13 protein-coding genes are annotated in these 14857 nt (G+C 54.4%); 7 read left to right on the top strand and 6 right to left on the bottom strand.

Annotated features, from left to right (window positions below; translation table 11 throughout):
• Window positions 1–2: 2 nt before the first annotated feature.
• The gene (locus ACPUC8_RS16230) at window positions 3–770 is read left to right on the top strand and encodes a class II glutamine amidotransferase (RefSeq protein ID WP_039333168.1); all 768 of its coding nucleotides are present in this window, start codon (window positions 3–5) and stop codon (window positions 768–770) included.
• On the opposite strand, the gene dpaA is transcribed toward ACPUC8_RS16230, so the two are convergent.
• Entirely contained in the window at window positions 741–1484 is a 744-nt protein-coding gene (gene dpaA / locus ACPUC8_RS16225; RefSeq protein ID WP_494926833.1) for a peptidoglycan meso-diaminopimelic acid protein amidase, read from the bottom strand. The genes ACPUC8_RS16230 and dpaA overlap by 30 nt on opposite strands.
• Before the next feature lie 243 nt (window positions 1485–1727).
• Here dpaA and dinB point away from each other — a divergent pair, with 243 nt between their 5' ends.
• A complete protein-coding gene (gene dinB, locus ACPUC8_RS16220; protein WP_039333164.1) occupies window positions 1728–2783 on the top strand; it encodes a DNA polymerase IV in 1056 nt (351 codons plus the stop codon).
• 164 nt (window positions 2784–2947) lie between these two features.
• Here the strand turns inward: dinB and ACPUC8_RS16215 are convergent, their stop codons facing one another.
• From ACPUC8_RS16215 to pepD, 4 genes are all read right to left on the bottom strand, one after another.
• Window positions 2948–4018: a sugar ABC transporter substrate-binding protein gene (locus ACPUC8_RS16215; RefSeq protein ID WP_494926832.1), complete on the bottom strand. Its 1071-nt coding sequence runs from the start codon at window positions 4016–4018 to the stop codon at window positions 2948–2950.
• 27 nt (window positions 4019–4045) lie between these two features.
• Window positions 4046–5044 carry an ABC transporter permease gene (locus ACPUC8_RS16210; RefSeq protein ID WP_039333160.1) on the bottom strand — a complete coding sequence of 333 codons (999 nt, stop codon included), beginning with the start codon at window positions 5042–5044 and terminating at the stop codon, window positions 4046–4048.
• Window positions 5041–6546 (bottom strand): sugar ABC transporter ATP-binding protein, encoded by a 1506-nt coding sequence (locus tag ACPUC8_RS16205; RefSeq protein ID WP_039333158.1) that lies wholly within the window; start codon window positions 6544–6546, stop codon window positions 5041–5043. The genes ACPUC8_RS16210 and ACPUC8_RS16205 overlap by 4 nt, the downstream gene beginning before the upstream one ends.
• 354 nt (window positions 6547–6900) lie before the next feature.
• Window positions 6901–8361, bottom strand: a complete 1461-nt coding sequence (gene pepD, locus ACPUC8_RS16200; protein WP_039333156.1) for a beta-Ala-His dipeptidase — start codon at window positions 8359–8361, stop codon at window positions 6901–6903.
• 254 nt (window positions 8362–8615) lie between these two features.
• Between pepD and gpt the strand changes: the two genes are divergently transcribed.
• The 3 genes from gpt to crl all read left to right on the top strand — a co-directional run bounded on the left by gpt (window position 8616) and on the right by crl (window position 10954).
• Complete coding sequence (gpt, locus tag ACPUC8_RS16195; protein ID WP_007887137.1) at window positions 8616–9074, top strand: xanthine phosphoribosyltransferase; 459 nt, start codon at window positions 8616–8618, stop codon at window positions 9072–9074.
• A 121-nt stretch (window positions 9075–9195) separates the two neighbouring features.
• Window positions 9196–10443, top strand: coding sequence for an esterase FrsA (gene frsA / locus ACPUC8_RS16190; protein WP_039333153.1), 1248 nt, complete (start codon window positions 9196–9198; stop codon window positions 10441–10443).
• Between the two features lie 109 nt (window positions 10444–10552).
• Window positions 10553–10954, top strand: coding sequence for a sigma factor-binding protein Crl (crl, locus tag ACPUC8_RS16185; protein ID WP_039333151.1), 402 nt, complete (start codon window positions 10553–10555; stop codon window positions 10952–10954).
• Window positions 10955–11065: 111 nt separating this feature from the next.
• On the opposite strand, the gene ompC is transcribed toward crl, so the two are convergent.
• On the bottom strand, window positions 11066–12181 hold the full coding sequence (gene ompC / locus ACPUC8_RS16180) for a porin OmpC (protein ID WP_039333149.1): 1116 nt from the start codon (window positions 12179–12181) through the stop codon (window positions 11066–11068).
• Between the two features lie 244 nt (window positions 12182–12425).
• Here ompC and proB point away from each other — a divergent pair, with 244 nt between their 5' ends.
• Complete coding sequence (gene proB, locus ACPUC8_RS16175; protein ID WP_039333147.1) at window positions 12426–13529, top strand: glutamate 5-kinase; 1104 nt, start codon at window positions 12426–12428, stop codon at window positions 13527–13529.
• Window positions 13530–13539: 10 nt separating this feature from the next.
• On the top strand, window positions 13540–14793 hold the full coding sequence (gene proA, locus ACPUC8_RS16170; protein WP_039333145.1) for a glutamate-5-semialdehyde dehydrogenase: 1254 nt from the start codon (window positions 13540–13542) through the stop codon (window positions 14791–14793).
• Window positions 14794–14857 lie beyond the last annotated feature (64 nt).

Raw genomic sequence — 14857 nt, 5'->3', positions numbered from 1 at the left:
CTATGTGCGAATTGCTCGGGATGAGCGCCAATGTCCCTACGGACATCTGTTTCAGTTTTACCGGTCTGGTGCAGCGTGGCGGTGGAACCGGGCCGCACAAAGATGGCTGGGGCATTACCTTTTATGAAGGGAAAGGCTGCCGCACCTTCAAAGATCCACAACCCAGCTTTAACTCACCGATTGCCCGCTTAGTGCAGGAATACCCGATCAAATCGCATTCGGTTGTGGCACATATCCGGCAGGCGAACCGTGGTGAAGTGTCGCTGGAAAATACGCATCCCTTTACCCGTGAGCTGTGGGGCCGCAACTGGACTTACGCGCACAATGGGCAGCTAAAAGGCTATCGCCAACTGGAAACCGGCCATTTTCGACCCGTGGGTGAAACGGACAGCGAGAAGGCATTTTGCTGGATCCTGCATAAACTGGCTGAGCGCTATCCGCGTACGCCGGGCAACTGGCCAGCGGTGTTTCGCTATATTGCTGAGCTGGCAGGCGAACTGCGGCAGAAGGGCGTGTTTAACATGCTGCTGTCTGACGGGCGTTACCTGATGGCGTTCTGTTCAACCAACCTGTATTGGATTACGCGCCGTGCGCCGTTTGGCAAAGCCACCTTGCTCGATCAGGATGTAGAGATTGATTTCTTGCAGCAAACCACGCCAAAAGATGTGGTGACAGTGATTGCGACACAGCCGCTGACGGGGAATGAAACCTGGCACCGGATAGTGCCAGGCGAGTGGGCATTATTTTGCCTGGGTGAGCGCCAGGAATGACTTCGAGGCAGCATCCGGTGTTGAAATCGCCGGCGTGCTGTTGACCGCATATTGCCCGGTGGTGGTCACATTCACCGTCGGCGGCACATGGTACTTTTCAAAGTACGCATAGCCCGGCTGCAGTTCACGCCAGAAATTGATGTACGTCGAGTAACGATGACGCTGCATGTTGCTGTCGGTCATATGGAACGGGAAGATATTAATCTGCACGTCCTGCTGACCGTTACGCAGCGCGGCGTTAACGTAAGTGAAGATCTCATCCATCGATGCATTGGTCATGGCGTAGCAGCCAATCGATACGCAATCACCATGGATCATCAAATAGTTACCGTCATAACCTTTATCGCGATCGTATTGATTCGGGAATCCGGTGTTAATTGCGCGGTAAAAACGGCTGTCCGGTTTTAGCTGGTTGAGCTTAACGTTATAAAACCCTTCCGGACTCTTAAAATCGCCCTGACGACGTTTAGGCCCTAAACCGCCAGAGAAATTACAAATGCGATAGCTGTCCAGCAGACGATATTCATTACCGATTTTGCCGTACAGTTCCAGCGTACGCTCTTCCTTGAAAATCTGAATAAAAACGGGGGTGCCAAGTAACTGTTTCTTTAACTCTTTGCTCACCGGAGCCGACGGTTGGGTTGGCTCTGGCGAAATTGCCCAGCTAAGGACTGGCATAAGAATCATCGCAAGCAACAATGCGATTCTGCCCATTCTGTGTATACCTTGAAGTGAAGAGAGACGATGACGCTGAGCGTCTTGGTATTGCATTATCGGAAATATCCGCTACCGCAGCGCAACATTAACATTGTCTGACGTTTAATCAAGTCAGTGTCGGTGAAAATGGTGCATTCCTAAAGGGATTACGACCAGAATTTTGTAAACTTTAATTCGCTGCACAACATTTATTGCCGATATTTTTCGCTGCTGTATACTTATCCAGTATTCGGAGGGCGTATGCGTAAAATCATTCATGTTGATATGGACTGCTTTTTCGCAGCGGTGGAAATGCGCGACGATCCCTCATTACGTGATATTCCCATCGCCATCGGCGGCAGCCGCGTCCAGCGCGGAGTGATCAGCACCGCCAACTATCCGGCGCGTAAATACGGCGTGCGCAGCGCAATGCCAACCGCAACGGCACTGAAGCTGTGTCCGCATCTCAGGCTCTTGCCTGGGCGTTTTGATGCTTATAAAGAGGCGTCACGCCAGATCCGCGATATCTTCTCGCGCTATACCGCACTGGTTGAACCGCTCTCACTGGATGAAGCCTATCTGGATGTCACCGACAGCGGGCATTGCCAGGGTTCAGCTACGCTCATGGCGCAGGCGATCCGTGCTGATATCCTGCGTGAAACCGGCTTAACCGCCTCGGCGGGTATCGCACCGATTAAATTCCTCGCCAAGATCGCCTCGGATCTGAATAAGCCCAATGGGCAATATGTGATTACGCCGCAGGTCATGCCTGACTTTTTACTGACGCTGCCGCTGAGCAAAATTCCCGGCGTTGGCAAAGTGGCCACCAAAAAGCTGGAAGAGATGGGATTGCACACCTGCGCGGATGTACAGCGCAGCGATCTGGCGCTGCTGCTGAAACGCTTTGGTAAGTTCGGGCGTGTGTTGTGGGAACGCAGCAACGGCATTGATGACCGCGATGTGGTGGTGGAGCGTGAGCGCAAATCACTGGGGGTCGAACGGACGTTGATGGAAGACATTCACAGCTGGGAGCAGTGTCTGGCGATTATCGATTTCCTCTATGAGGAGTTGGATCGTCGGCTAACCAACATTCGTCCCGATAAGCAGATCGCGCGACAGGGTGTGAAGCTTAAGTTCAATGATTTCCAGCAGACCACGCAAGAGCACGTCTGGCAGGTGTTAAACAAGGATGACATGATCGCCGTCGCTCGCCAGGCGTGGGATGAGCGGCGCGCAGGGCGTGGTGTACGGCTGGTGGGATTGCATGTGACGCTGGTGGATCCCCAGCTGGAACGGCAGTTAGTGCTGGGGTGGTAATCGTGCTGATGTTTTCCCTCACCCTCACCCTCACATTAACCCTCTCCCAAAATGGGAGAGGGTACCGATCAAGCGATGGTGAGGAATGCATTCACTTTGCCAGACCGCTCTGACTGCACCCTCTCCCGTATGCGGGAGAGGGCTGGGGTGAGGGGGGAAGGCCGCTATTTCTTACCGTATTTCGCTTCCAGCGTGGCAAACCATGGCGCGACGAAATCGTTGTTCTCACCCCAGCCTGGAATGATCTTGTTCAACGATGCCACGTTGACCGCACCTTGCTGGCTGCTCAGCAGCTGCTGCGAAATGGAAGAGGCTTTGAATTCGTAGCTGGCCGGTGTGGCCTCGCCCGCAATCTTATTCGCGACCAAACGCATATTCACAGCGCCGATGGTTTTCGGATCGACAGCCACTGTCTGCACCCACGGGCTGTTCTTCTCGTGCATCAACTGCAGGTCCTGGTTAGACACGTCGATACTGTAGATCTTGATCTCCGTACGACCATTCTCCTGCAGCGCTTTATACGCGCCCTGGCTGAAAGCATCCCAGGATGCCCAAATCGCATCTATCTTGCCTTTCGGGTATTTCGCCAGAATCGCGCCAACCTTGTTGGCAGTATCACCCTGCACATCGGTAGAAACAGCGCCAATGGATTCCAGCTGATGAATACCTGGATTCTCTTTCAGCAGTTTCTCATACACTACCTGGCGGCGTTCCTGCGGCGGGAAGCCCGCAACCCACAGCTTGATGATGTTGGCTTTGCCATGGAAATCACTGATCAACTGACCCAGAGACGCCTGTGCCAGTGAAGCATCATCTTGCGCCGTGACGGTGACGCCGTTTACTGGCGTATCAACCGGAGTATCAAACACTGACAGTTTAATACCGGCATCGACGATGCGTTTTACCAACGCGGTGGAGTAGGGCTCTTTACCGTGCGACAGAATAATGCCGTCATACTTCTGGCTGATCGCCTGGGCAACAAAATCCTGGAAACGCGCGTCATCACCGTTGCTCAGGAAGGTGCTGACTTTAAAGCCCAACTGGCGACCTTGCTGAATGGCTCCGGCCACAAACTGCGTGGTGTTATCGTCAGAACCCAGGTTACGGATGATAGCGATGCGTACCGGGCCTTCATGATTGGCGATCACGGCAGGCACAGGTGCAACGGTGTCAGCAAAGGCGACGCTGGCGTTCAGCAGGCTTAGCGCCAGCAGCGAAAGGGTGATTTTTTTCATTATGATCTCTTTCTCAGTAAATGCGCCTTAGCGGCGCTGAATGTAGGTAATGGCCAGGGCCAGAGCCAGCACCAGCCCTTTGATAATGTCCATGGCGTAGTAAGGCACGGACAGCATCACCAGCCCGTTCTGCAACACGCCAAGGATCACCGCGCCGACCAAGGTACCCAGCGCGTTAGGTTTGCCGGAACCGGCCAGCGAGAAGCCGATCCATGCCGCGGCAACGGCATCCATCAGGTAGCCGCTTCCTGCATTCACCTGTGAGGAACCAATACGCGATGCCAGCAAAATACCGCCGACACCCGCCAGCAAAGAAGAGATCACATAGGCCAGTACGCGATAGCGTGTGGTACGAATCCCTGACAGGCGTGCCGCTTCAGGATTGCCGCCCAGCGCGTACATGCGGCGTCCGTGTTTGGTCAGCGAAAGCGCCAACTGCGCAACCAGCGTCACCACCAGCATAATGATCACGATGGTCGGCACCTGACCGAGCAAACCAAATGCCGCTGGGATAGTGCCTTCAGCCATGTCACCGCTCGGCATCACCATATTTTCGGTAATCGAGCCACCAAAGCTGTAGGTCATCGCCACGCCTTGAATAACAAACAGCGTGGCCAGTGTGGCCAGCATGTCGGGAATGCGCAGGATCACGATCAGGAAGCTGTTGAACAGCCCCACCAGGGTACACAACAGCAGCGTGATGATAATCGCTTCCGTGGTGCCAAAGCCGTGCCAGACAAACAGGGAAATCACCAGCGCATTCGCCAGTGACGCCGTGGATCCAACGGACAAGTCGAAGCCGCCAATGGTCAACGAAATCGAGACGCCAATCGCGATAACCGTGACGATGGCAATTGAACGCAGGATGTTGATGATGTTGGTGGGCTCAAGGAAGCTGTCTGACGCAAGGCCAAAGCCGGCGATCAGCAGCACCACCGTGAGCAACATGCCCCACTTGTAGAGAAAATCGAATAATTTATGACGCAGAGAAAGCTGCGGGTTCAGGGATAGTTCTTTGCTGCTCACGCAGGGGTTCCTCCGGTGGAATAAAGCAATAGCGTCTCTTCTGTGGCCTGACTGCCCTCCATCTCTGCCACAATGCGCCCATCCCAGAGCACACAAATACGGTCACATAGCCCAACCAGTTCGGAAAACTCGCCCGAAGCATAAATGATGCCTTTGCCTTCGCGCGCTAAGCCATCAATCAGGGTGAACAGATCGGTTTTGGCCTTGATATCCACGCCTTTGGTTGGCTCATCAAAAATCAGCACGTCAGCGTTATTGCGCAACCATTTGCCGATCGCCACTTTCTGCTGGTTACCGCCTGACAGGCGACGCAGCGTCTGTGCGGGGCCGGTGGTGCGCACGTTGAGGCGCTGAATCACCTCTTCGGCCCAACGCCATGCCTTGCGATGGCCGAACAGGCTCCAGCGTGAGAAACTGTTATCGGCGGTCACGCTCAGGTTCATCGCCACCGGCTCGTCAATAAAGATGCCCTCTTTGCGGCGCTCTTCTGGCACCAGCGCCATGCGGTTTTCCACGGAGTCATGTGGTGAGCGTGGTCGCCACGGTTTGCCGTGCAGCTCGCCTTTCTCCACCCGGCTTTTGCTGGCACCAAACAGCGCTTTGCAGAGTTCGGTTTTTCCAGCACCCGCCAGACCGGCAATACCAAGAATTTCTCCTTTGCGTAGATGCAGTGAGATATCGGCCAGCAGCTGATCGTCATGCAAACCTTCCACCGACAGCAGCACAGGTTGCTGGCTGCGTTCCCGGCGCGGTGGGTAAACATCGGTGAGCTGATGCCCCAGCATTTTCTCGACGATCTGTTCACCGCTGAGCGCTGCCATTGGGCTGCTTTCAATCAGTCGGCCATCACGCAATACGGTTAAACGATCGCAAATCGCTTTCAGCTCGTGGATGCGGTGGGAAATAAACACCACGCCAATGCCGTTGTTTTGCAGGCGGCGCACCACTTTAAACAGGCGCTCGCTCTCATGCTGATCCAGCGGCGCAGTAGGTTCATCCAGAATAAGGAAGCGGCAGTGGTGGGAGAGGGCGCGCGCCAGCAAGATTTGCTGCTTCTCCGCCAGTGAGCAACGCTCGACCAAACGGTTAACGTCAATATTGACTTCAAGCTGTTCAAGTAGCGCACGCGCCTGGCGGCGAATCTCGCGCCAGCTGTAAGCGTGGCCCGGTTCTGCCAACTGATCGAGCAGGATGTTTTCCGCTACGCTGAGCTGCGGCACCAGTGCCACATCCACTTCCTGCTGTACGAGGTGAATGCCGAGCTTTTTGGCATCACGCGGCGAGCGAATTGAAACCGGCACGTCATCAAGCAATATCTCGCCAGTGTAATGATTGTGCGCACCTGCCAATACTGCCATCAGCGTGGATTTACCCGCGCCGTTGGCGCCGGTTAGCGCATGCACCGAGCCGCCTTCAGTAAGAAAATCGACCTGGGTCAACGCGGCAAATCCGCCAAACGCGATGGAGATATTACGCATCTCCAGGCGGTTAATCGCACTCATTGAGTCAGGCCTTTAATAGAGGTAGTGGGTCGCATTTTTTCTGAAGCCATAACGCGGGGCAACAAACGAAAGCGCATAAGCTAGCACGAAATCTTATTAGCCATCCGGACATCTGGACATAACGGCGTCTAAAACTGGCGATAAGGTAAGAGGTGGTGAAATAGGGTGGTTGTAAAGGTGATTTGTAGAGGAATGTGCTGTGATCTCCGGGTGGCCTGTATGCCGCCGCTACAGATAGTTTGCTGCAATTTGTAAGGCACCCCGTGGCTTTCCAGGTGACGGGCATAAAAAAACCAGGCCTTGGCCTGGTTGTGAATCTTAGCGGCGGCCTTCAAGCCGCCCGAAGGCGCAAACTTACGCCTTTTCTGGCACCACATTCAGCAGCGCGGTCAGCAGTTTCCAGTACAGACCCACGCTCTCAATGTGCACTTGCTCATCAGGCGAGTGCGGCCCGGTGATGGTCGGCCCAATCGATACCATATCCATGTTTGGATAAGGCTTCTTGAACAGACCACACTCCAGACCGGCGTGAATCACCTGAATGTTTGGCGTTTTGCCAAACAGCGCTTCATAGGTTTTACGCGTCAGCGCCATCACTGGCGAATCGGCATCAGGCTGCCAGCCAGGATAGCCGCCTTTCGGTGCGGTTTTCGCGCCAGCCAACTGGCCCAGCGAGGTCAGGGTTTCAACTACCCAGTCCTTGCCGGTATCGATCAGTGAACGAATCAGGCAGATGATTTCGGCATTGTCCTGATCCATGGTCACCACACCGACGTTCAGTGAGGTTTCCACCACACCTTTAGCCACGTCAGAGTTGCGGATCACGCCGTTCGGAGTGCTGTTCAGCAGGTTAATGAAGCGATCGCGGCTGTCAGTGGTCAGCGCCTGGGCCTGATGCGCCAATGGCTCGGTAACGAGCGCAATGTTCTTCTCTTTAATACCCAGTTCATTCAGCAGCGTGGCCTGGAAATGGGCCGCAGCCGATTTCAGCGCATCCACTTTGTGGCTGTCGATTGCCAGGGTCGCAAAGGCTTCACGCGGGATAGCATTGCGCAGCGTACCGCCGGTGAATTCAATCAGACGTACGTCCAGTTCTTGCGCATGAACCGCAAAGAAGCGCGCTAACAGTTTGTTGGCGTTGCCCAGACCGTGATGAATGTCTGCGCCGGAATGGCCGCCTTTCAAACCCTTCAGGGTTAATTTCAGGGTTTCAAAGCCAGCAGGAACTGCCTCACGGCTCAGTGGCAGGGTGGTGATGAAGTCGATACCCCCGGCACAACCCATGTAGATCTCACCCTCTTCTTCCGAATCGGTGTTGATCAGGATATCTGCCTGCAACCAGTTTGGCTGGAGACCAAAAGCCCCGTCCATGCCGGACTCTTCGGTCATGGTCAGCAGCACTTCCAGTGGACCGTGCGTCAGGCTGCTATCAGCCAGTACCGCCAGCGCTGAAGCCATACCAATGCCGTTGTCGGCACCCAAGGTGGTGCCACGCGCTTTCACCCACTCGCCATCAACATAAGGTTGAATCGGATCTTTCGTGAAGTCGTGCACCGTGTCGTTGTTCTTCTGCGGCACCATATCAAGGTGTGCCTGTAGCGCGACCGGGGTACGCTTTTCCATACCGGCGGTGGCGGGTTTACGAATCAGGATATTGCCGACCTGATCGCGCTCAACCCAAAAACCTTGCTCTTTTGCCCAGCTAACAACGTGTTCAGCCAGTGCTTCTTCATGATAAGAAGGATGCGGGATGGAGCAAATTTTAGCGAAAATATCCCACAGCGGTTGGGGGGAAAGTTGCGACAATTCAGACACAACGCGTCTCCTGTGTCAGCGTGGCGGACATACCGCTCGCACGCGGGGTTCCAGTGAAAGATCGCCGTCAGCACATCTGACGTGATGTGGCTGAGAATATCACTGTTTTTCACCGGGTGCGTACTCGCCTGCGCTAAAATCCTGCATCCAATGCGTCAGATGCTGGTTTTTAACGCGTCAGATCCTTATAATCTCGCGCAACCTTTTCCCCCTTGCCTATTTTTAAACCAACATTGTTGGTTGGGATTTCTTTTATGAGCGAAAAATACGTCGTCACCTGGGACATGTTGCAGATTCATGCCCGTAAACTGGCCCAGCGCCTGCTTCCTGTGGAACAGTGGAAAGGTATCATCGCGGTGAGCCGTGGTGGTCTGGTTCCGGCATCGCTGCTGGCACGTGAACTGGGGATTCGCTACGTCGATACCGTGTGCATCTCCAGCTATGACCACGATCATCAGCGCGAAATGAAAGTGCTGAAGCGTGCGGAAGGCGATGGTGAAGGCTTCATAGTGATCGATGATTTGGTCGATACCGGCGGTACTGCACAAGCCATACGCGATATGTATCCAAAAGCGCGTTTCTGTACCATTTTCGCGAAACCTGCGGGCCGTGCGCTGGTGGACGACTACATTGTCGATATTCCCCAGAACACCTGGATCGAGCAGCCTTGGGACATGGGCGTGGTGTACATTCCGCCAATCGTCAAAAGCTAATTGATGCATCGCAAACAACGCCCGGTTATGCCGGGCGTTGTGCTTTCTACGCCTCGCACCCATCTTGCGGGTGCAGTACACTCTTAGGCATTGATGCGACTATCGCGGGAGAATGGCTAAGATGTCGGATAAAAACCTCAGCGAAGAGCTTTTTAAGCCCCGCTTTAAACACCCTGAAACCTCCTCACTGGTGCATCGCCAGCATCATCACACGATGCAGGTGCACAGTGCCCTTGAAGGCGATACTCAGCGCTGCTGGTATCGTATGCTCAACAAACTGTTGTGGACGTGGCGTGGCCTGACTCCACAAGAGATCAGCGAAGTGCTGGCACGTATTGCCATCTGCGATCTTGAACACACGGATGATACGCAGTTGGACACGGTCATTGGCTATCGCAGCGGCAACTGGAATTACGAATGGTCTAAGCAGGCCGCCCTGTGGCAGCAGCTTGCCATGCAGAATGAAAATCATGACGAAGCAGGCCAGCAGTGGCTTCACGCCTCAAACCTCTACAGCATCGCCGCTTATCCTTATATAAAGGGCGATGAACTGGCAGACCAGGCGCAGGTGCTGGCGAACAGAGCCTACGAAGAAGCCACAAAACGTTTGCCAGGCGAGCTTAAAGCGCTCACCTTTCAGATTGCTGGCGGCAGTCCGGTGACGGGGTTCCTGCATATGCCGGCCCAGGCCGAAGCGCCGTATCCTACCGTGCTGCTGTGTGGTGGCCTGGATTCACTGCAAAGCGACCATTATCGCCTGTTCCATGACTACCTCGCCCCGCGCGGCATTGCCATGCTGACACTGGATATGCCTTCGGTTGGGTTCAGCAGTAAATGGACGCTGAATCAGGACACCAGCCAAGTGCATCAACATGTGCTGCGAGAGCTAAGCAACGTCCCGTGGATCGATCACACCCGTGTCGCGCTGTTTGGTTATCGTTTTGGTGCCAATGTGGCCACACGACTCGCCTATCTGGAAGTGCCGCGTCTGCGTGCGGTGGCGACGCTGGGCGCGATGGTGCACAACGTGTTTGTCGATACACAACGTCAACAGCAGTTGCCGGATATGTATATGGATATGCTGGCCAGTCGTCTGGGTATGTCCTCCGCTTCTGACAGCAATTTGCGCATTGAGCTCAATCGCTATTCGCTGAAAGTGCAGGGGCTGTTAGGGCGCCGTACGCCAACGCCGATGCTGGCCGCCTACTGGCCGGATGATCTGTTTAGCCCTGAGGAAGAGGCTCAGTTGATTGCTAACTCCTCCGCGCAGGGCAAGGTGTTGGCGATCCCGACCAAGCCGGTGTTCTCCAGTTTCGAGAAGGCGCTGAATCAAATTTGTGACTGGCTGGCAAAACAATTGGGTGTCTGACTGGCAAAAAACGCGTTCTCTGCTACAACTTATATCCGGGAAAGTTTGCGTTGCGCGCCAGATGAGCGCAACGAGAGACAATTTACGGTTTGTTTGAGGGAGAATTAGCATGACGTTACCGAGTGGTCACCCCCGTAGTCGCCTGCTTAAGCGCTTCACCGAATTGGGGCCGTATATCCGTGAAGGAAAATGTGAAGAGACCCGCTTCTTTTTTGATTGTCTGGCAGCCTGTGTCAACGTGAAGCCTGCACCAGAAAGTCGGGAATTCTGGGGCTGGTGGATGAATCTGGAAGCGCAAGAGGATCACTTCACGTACGAATATCACTTTGGTCTGTTTGATAAAGACGGAGACTGGAGTGTGGCGGCGATTAAGGGCAAAGAGAACAACGAGAAAGTGGAAAGCACGCTGCGTAACTTCCACGAGCGCCTGAAAGCTGTGTTAAAAGATCAAAAACTGGATCTCAAACCCGCGGCAGGATTTAAAGAAGAGCCCGTGAAGTTGAGTGCCTGATTGACGGCATCTATTCTTGTAGTGTCGCCATTTATGGCGACCACTCATAAAAAAGAGCCGGTGATGAGCCGGCTCTTTTTTTATAGACACATTGAGGGTAACGCTAACAACTTAGAACTGGTAAGTCAGACCAACAGCAACGATATCGTCGTTGTTCAGACCCAGTTTGTTGTTGTCGTCCAGCTGGTTGATTTTGTAATCAACGAAGGTAGACATGTTTTTGTTGAAGTAGTAAGTCGCGCCAACGTCGATGTATTTAACCAGATCCGCGTCGCCGATACCGTTTTCCATATCTTTGCCTTTGGTCTGCACGTAGCCGATAGACGGACGCAGGCCGAAGTCGAACTGATACTGTGCAACCAATTCAATGTTCTGTGCTTTGTTAGCTGCACCAGAAATTGAAGCACCCTGATAGGTTCCGCTGAACGGGGTCATGTTGCGGGTTTCAGTGTAGATAGCGGCCAGGTAAACGCTGTTGGCGTCATACTTCAGACCTGCACCCCATGAATCCGCTTTATCACCGCCGCCATAAACGCGGTTTTTCTGCGCCAGAGTGGTGTTAGAAGAGGTAATTGCCGTCATCAGGCTCACACCGGTATCACCGATGGTGTAACCCAGAGATGCGCCGTAACCGTCGCCGTTCTGGCGAGTACCGTCAGTGGCAGTACCACGGGCGTTAGCGGTTTTGTCATCGTTTTTGCCCTGGTATTGCAGCGCGAAGCGCAGGCCATCAACCAGACCAAAGAAGTTGCTGTTGCGGTAAGTCGCCACACCGGTAGTACGCTGCGTCATGAAGTTATCAGAACGCGCAGTACCGTCACCACCAAACTCTGGGAATACGTCAGTCCATGCTTCTACGTCGTACAGCACGCCGTAGTTACGACCATAGTCGAATGAACCGTACTGACCGAATTTCAGACCCGCAAAGCCCAGACGGGTTTTGTTGCCTGCGTTCGCGTCAGAACCTTCAGAGTTGTTGACGTTGTACTGATATTCCCACTGGCCGTAGCCGGTCATCAGATCGTTGATCTGAGTCTGACCTTTGAAGCCGATACGAACGTAAGATTTGTCACCGTTGTTGGAATCCGCATCGCTGAAGTAGTGCTCAGCTTTAACGCGACCGTAGAAGTCCAGTTTGTTACCGTCTTTGTTATAAACTTCTGCGGCGTGTGCAGCGGAGGTCAGTGCCAACGCAGATACGACTAATGCCAGTGTGCTCTTCTTCATTTGCTATCAATCCCAATGAGTAAAATTTGTTGTACCCTTGAAAGGGTTTGTAAAACACGGGACGTTTTAACGTTTAGCGATGAAAGTTTTATGACAGTTTTTCTGATTTCTTGTTAATTGCGAACTTTTGGTCTACCGCATTGTCAGGGGATTTTTGTGCTTTTCCCCTTGCTGCTGTTGGCTTCCTCGCTGACTCCTGATAAAACGTCCCTTCGCAGAATTTTTTCTTACATGGCAGGAAAATATGAGTGGCAGTCAGACCCTTGTGGTCAAGTTGGGTACCAGCGTCCTCACCGGCGGTTCACGTCGGCTGAATCGGGCGCACATGGTGGAGCTGGTTCGTCAGTGTGCGCAACTGCACGCGGCGGGTCATCGTATCGTTATCGTCACCTCTGGCGCGATTGCCGCTGGACGCGAACACCTGGGTTACCCCGAACTGCCGCCTACCATCGCCTCAAAGCAGCTGCTGGCTGCGGTGGGGCAGAGCCGTTTGATTCAACTGTGGGAACAGCTGTTCTCCATTTACGGCATTCATATCGGGCAGATGCTGCTGACGCGCGCCGATATGGAAGACCGTGAACGCTTCCTTTACGCCCGTGACATGCTGCGTGCGTTGCTCGACAACCATATCGTTCCGGTGATCAACGAGAACGATGCCGTTGCCACCGCTGAAATCAAAGTGGGCGATAATGACAATCTGTCCGCACTGGCGGCGATGCTCGGTGGCGCAGATAAACTGCTGCTGCTGACCGATCAACAAGGCTTGTTCACTGCCGATCCACGCACCAATCCGGAAGCCGAGCTGATCAGCGATGTCCACCAGATTGATGACGCGCTGCGTACGCTGGCCGGTGGCAGTGTTTCGGGTCTGGGCACTGGTGGCATGGCCACGAAATTGCAGGCCGCCGATGTCGCCTGTCGCGCGGGTATCGACGTGATTATCGCCGCAGGCAGCCGCCCGGATGTAATCAGCGATGTGCTGTACGGCAAACCGGTGGGCACCCGTTTTCACGCGCAGCAGTCACCGCTGGAAAACCGCAAGCGCTGGATCTTCGGCGCACCACCAGCCGGTGAAATCACCATTGATGATGGCGCGTTAGCTGCGGTGCTGGAGCGAGGCAGTTCGTTGCTGCCGAAAGGCATCCGTGAAGTGCAGGGTAACTTCTCTCGTGGTGAAGTGATCCGCATTCGTAGCTTGCAGGGTCGCGATATCGCACACGGCGTCACGCGCTACAACAGCGATGCGATGCGCATGATTGCGGGTCATCATAGCCAGGAAATTGGCGATATTTTGGGTTACGAATATGGCCCGGTTGCGGTCCACCGCGACGACATGATCGTCAGTTAAGGAGCGGATGATGTTAGAAGAAATGGGTAAAGCGGCGCGCGCAGCGTCGTACAAACTGGCGGAACTCTCTACCGAACAAAAAAATCAGGTGCTGCTGACCATTGCCGATCGTCTGGAAGCGGAAAGCGCTGACATTCTGGCGGCGAATGAGCAGGACCTGGCCGATGCACGCCAAAACGGCATGAGTGCCGCCTTGCTGGATCGCCTGACGCTGAATCCTCAGCGTTTGAAAGGCATCGCGGATGACGTGCGCCAGGTGTGCCGTCTTGCCGATCCGGTTGGCCAGCTGATCGATGGCGGAATGCTGGACAGCGGTCTACGTATTGAACGCCGCCGTGTGCCGCTGGGCGTGATTGGCGTGATTTACGAAGCGCGTCCTAATGTTACTGTTGATGTGGCTTCCCTGTGCCTGAAAACCGGCAACGCAGCGATTCTGCGCGGCGGCAAAGAGACTTACCGCACTAACGCAGCCACGGTGCGTGTGATCCAAAACGCATTGACCCAGCATGGTTTACCGGCTGGCGCCGTGCAGGCGATTGAGAACCCGGATCGTGAGCTGGTCAATCAGCTGCTTAAGCTCGATCGTTACGTGGATATGCTGATCCCACGTGGCGGCGCGGGCCTGCACAAGCTGTGCCGTGAAAACTCGACCATCCCGGTGATCACCGGCGGTATTGGCGTGTGCCATCTCTATCTCGATGAAACCATGGAGACAGAACCGGCACTGGACGTGATCGTTAACGCCAAGAAACAGCGCCCAAGTGCCTGTAACTCGTTGGAGACGCTACTGATCCATCGCGATCAGGCCGAGCGTTTTATTCCTGCGTTCCTACAGCGTATGGCGCAGGAAAATATTCCGCTACACGGTGATGAAAACGTATTGGCGCTGCTGCAAAGCGGCCCTGCCAGCGTGGTTGCCGTGAAAGCGGAAGATTACGACGATGAGTGGTTGTCCAACGACCTCAACGTCAAGCTGGTCGCCGATCTTGACGAGGCAGTGGCGCATATTCGCGAGCACGGTACACAGCACTCTGACGGCATCCTGACGCGCAGCATTGGCAATGCTAACCGCTTTGTTAACCAGGTCGATTCCTCTGCGGTCTACGTTAACGCCAGCACCCGTTTCACCGACGGCGGTCAGTTTGGCCTGGGCGCGGAAGTGGCGGTCAGCACCCAAAAACTGCATGCGCGCGGTCCGATGGGGCTGGAAGCGCTGACAACCTATAAGTGGATTGGCTGGGGCGACGATACGTTGCGCGGCTAATTTTCGCTCCTGCATCACAATGGGCACCCTTGATGGGTGCCTTTTTTTTGGCTTTCGATCCAGT

Source organism: Pantoea sp. CFCC18177, assembly GCF_059412425.1.
Note: the sequence above shows the minus strand (reverse complement) of the source record. Positions and strands in the feature narration are given on the sequence as shown.

Bases quoted from the DNA above. Each gene is read 5' to 3' on its own strand.
- ACPUC8_RS16230 (WP_039333168.1), top strand. From the start codon at position 3: ATGTGCGAATTGCTCGGGATGAGCGCCAATGTCCCTACGGACATCTGT.
- dpaA (WP_494926833.1), bottom strand. From the start codon at position 1,484: ATGGGCAGAATCGCATTGTTGCTTGCGATGATTCTTATGCCAGTCCTT.
- dinB (WP_039333164.1), top strand. From the start codon at position 1,728: ATGCGTAAAATCATTCATGTTGATATGGACTGCTTTTTCGCAGCGGTG.
- ACPUC8_RS16215 (WP_494926832.1), bottom strand. From the start codon at position 4,018: ATGAAAAAAATCACCCTTTCGCTGCTGGCGCTAAGCCTGCTGAACGCC.
- ACPUC8_RS16205 (WP_039333158.1), bottom strand. From the start codon at position 6,546: ATGAGTGCGATTAACCGCCTGGAGATGCGTAATATCTCCATCGCGTTT.
- gpt (WP_007887137.1), top strand. From the start codon at position 8,616: ATGAGCGAAAAATACGTCGTCACCTGGGACATGTTGCAGATTCATGCC.
- frsA (WP_039333153.1), top strand. From the start codon at position 9,196: ATGTCGGATAAAAACCTCAGCGAAGAGCTTTTTAAGCCCCGCTTTAAA.
- crl (WP_039333151.1), top strand. From the start codon at position 10,553: ATGACGTTACCGAGTGGTCACCCCCGTAGTCGCCTGCTTAAGCGCTTC.
- ompC (WP_039333149.1), bottom strand. From the start codon at position 12,181: ATGAAGAAGAGCACACTGGCATTAGTCGTATCTGCGTTGGCACTGACC.
- proB (WP_039333147.1), top strand. From the start codon at position 12,426: ATGAGTGGCAGTCAGACCCTTGTGGTCAAGTTGGGTACCAGCGTCCTC.
- proA (WP_039333145.1), top strand. From the start codon at position 13,540: ATGTTAGAAGAAATGGGTAAAGCGGCGCGCGCAGCGTCGTACAAACTG.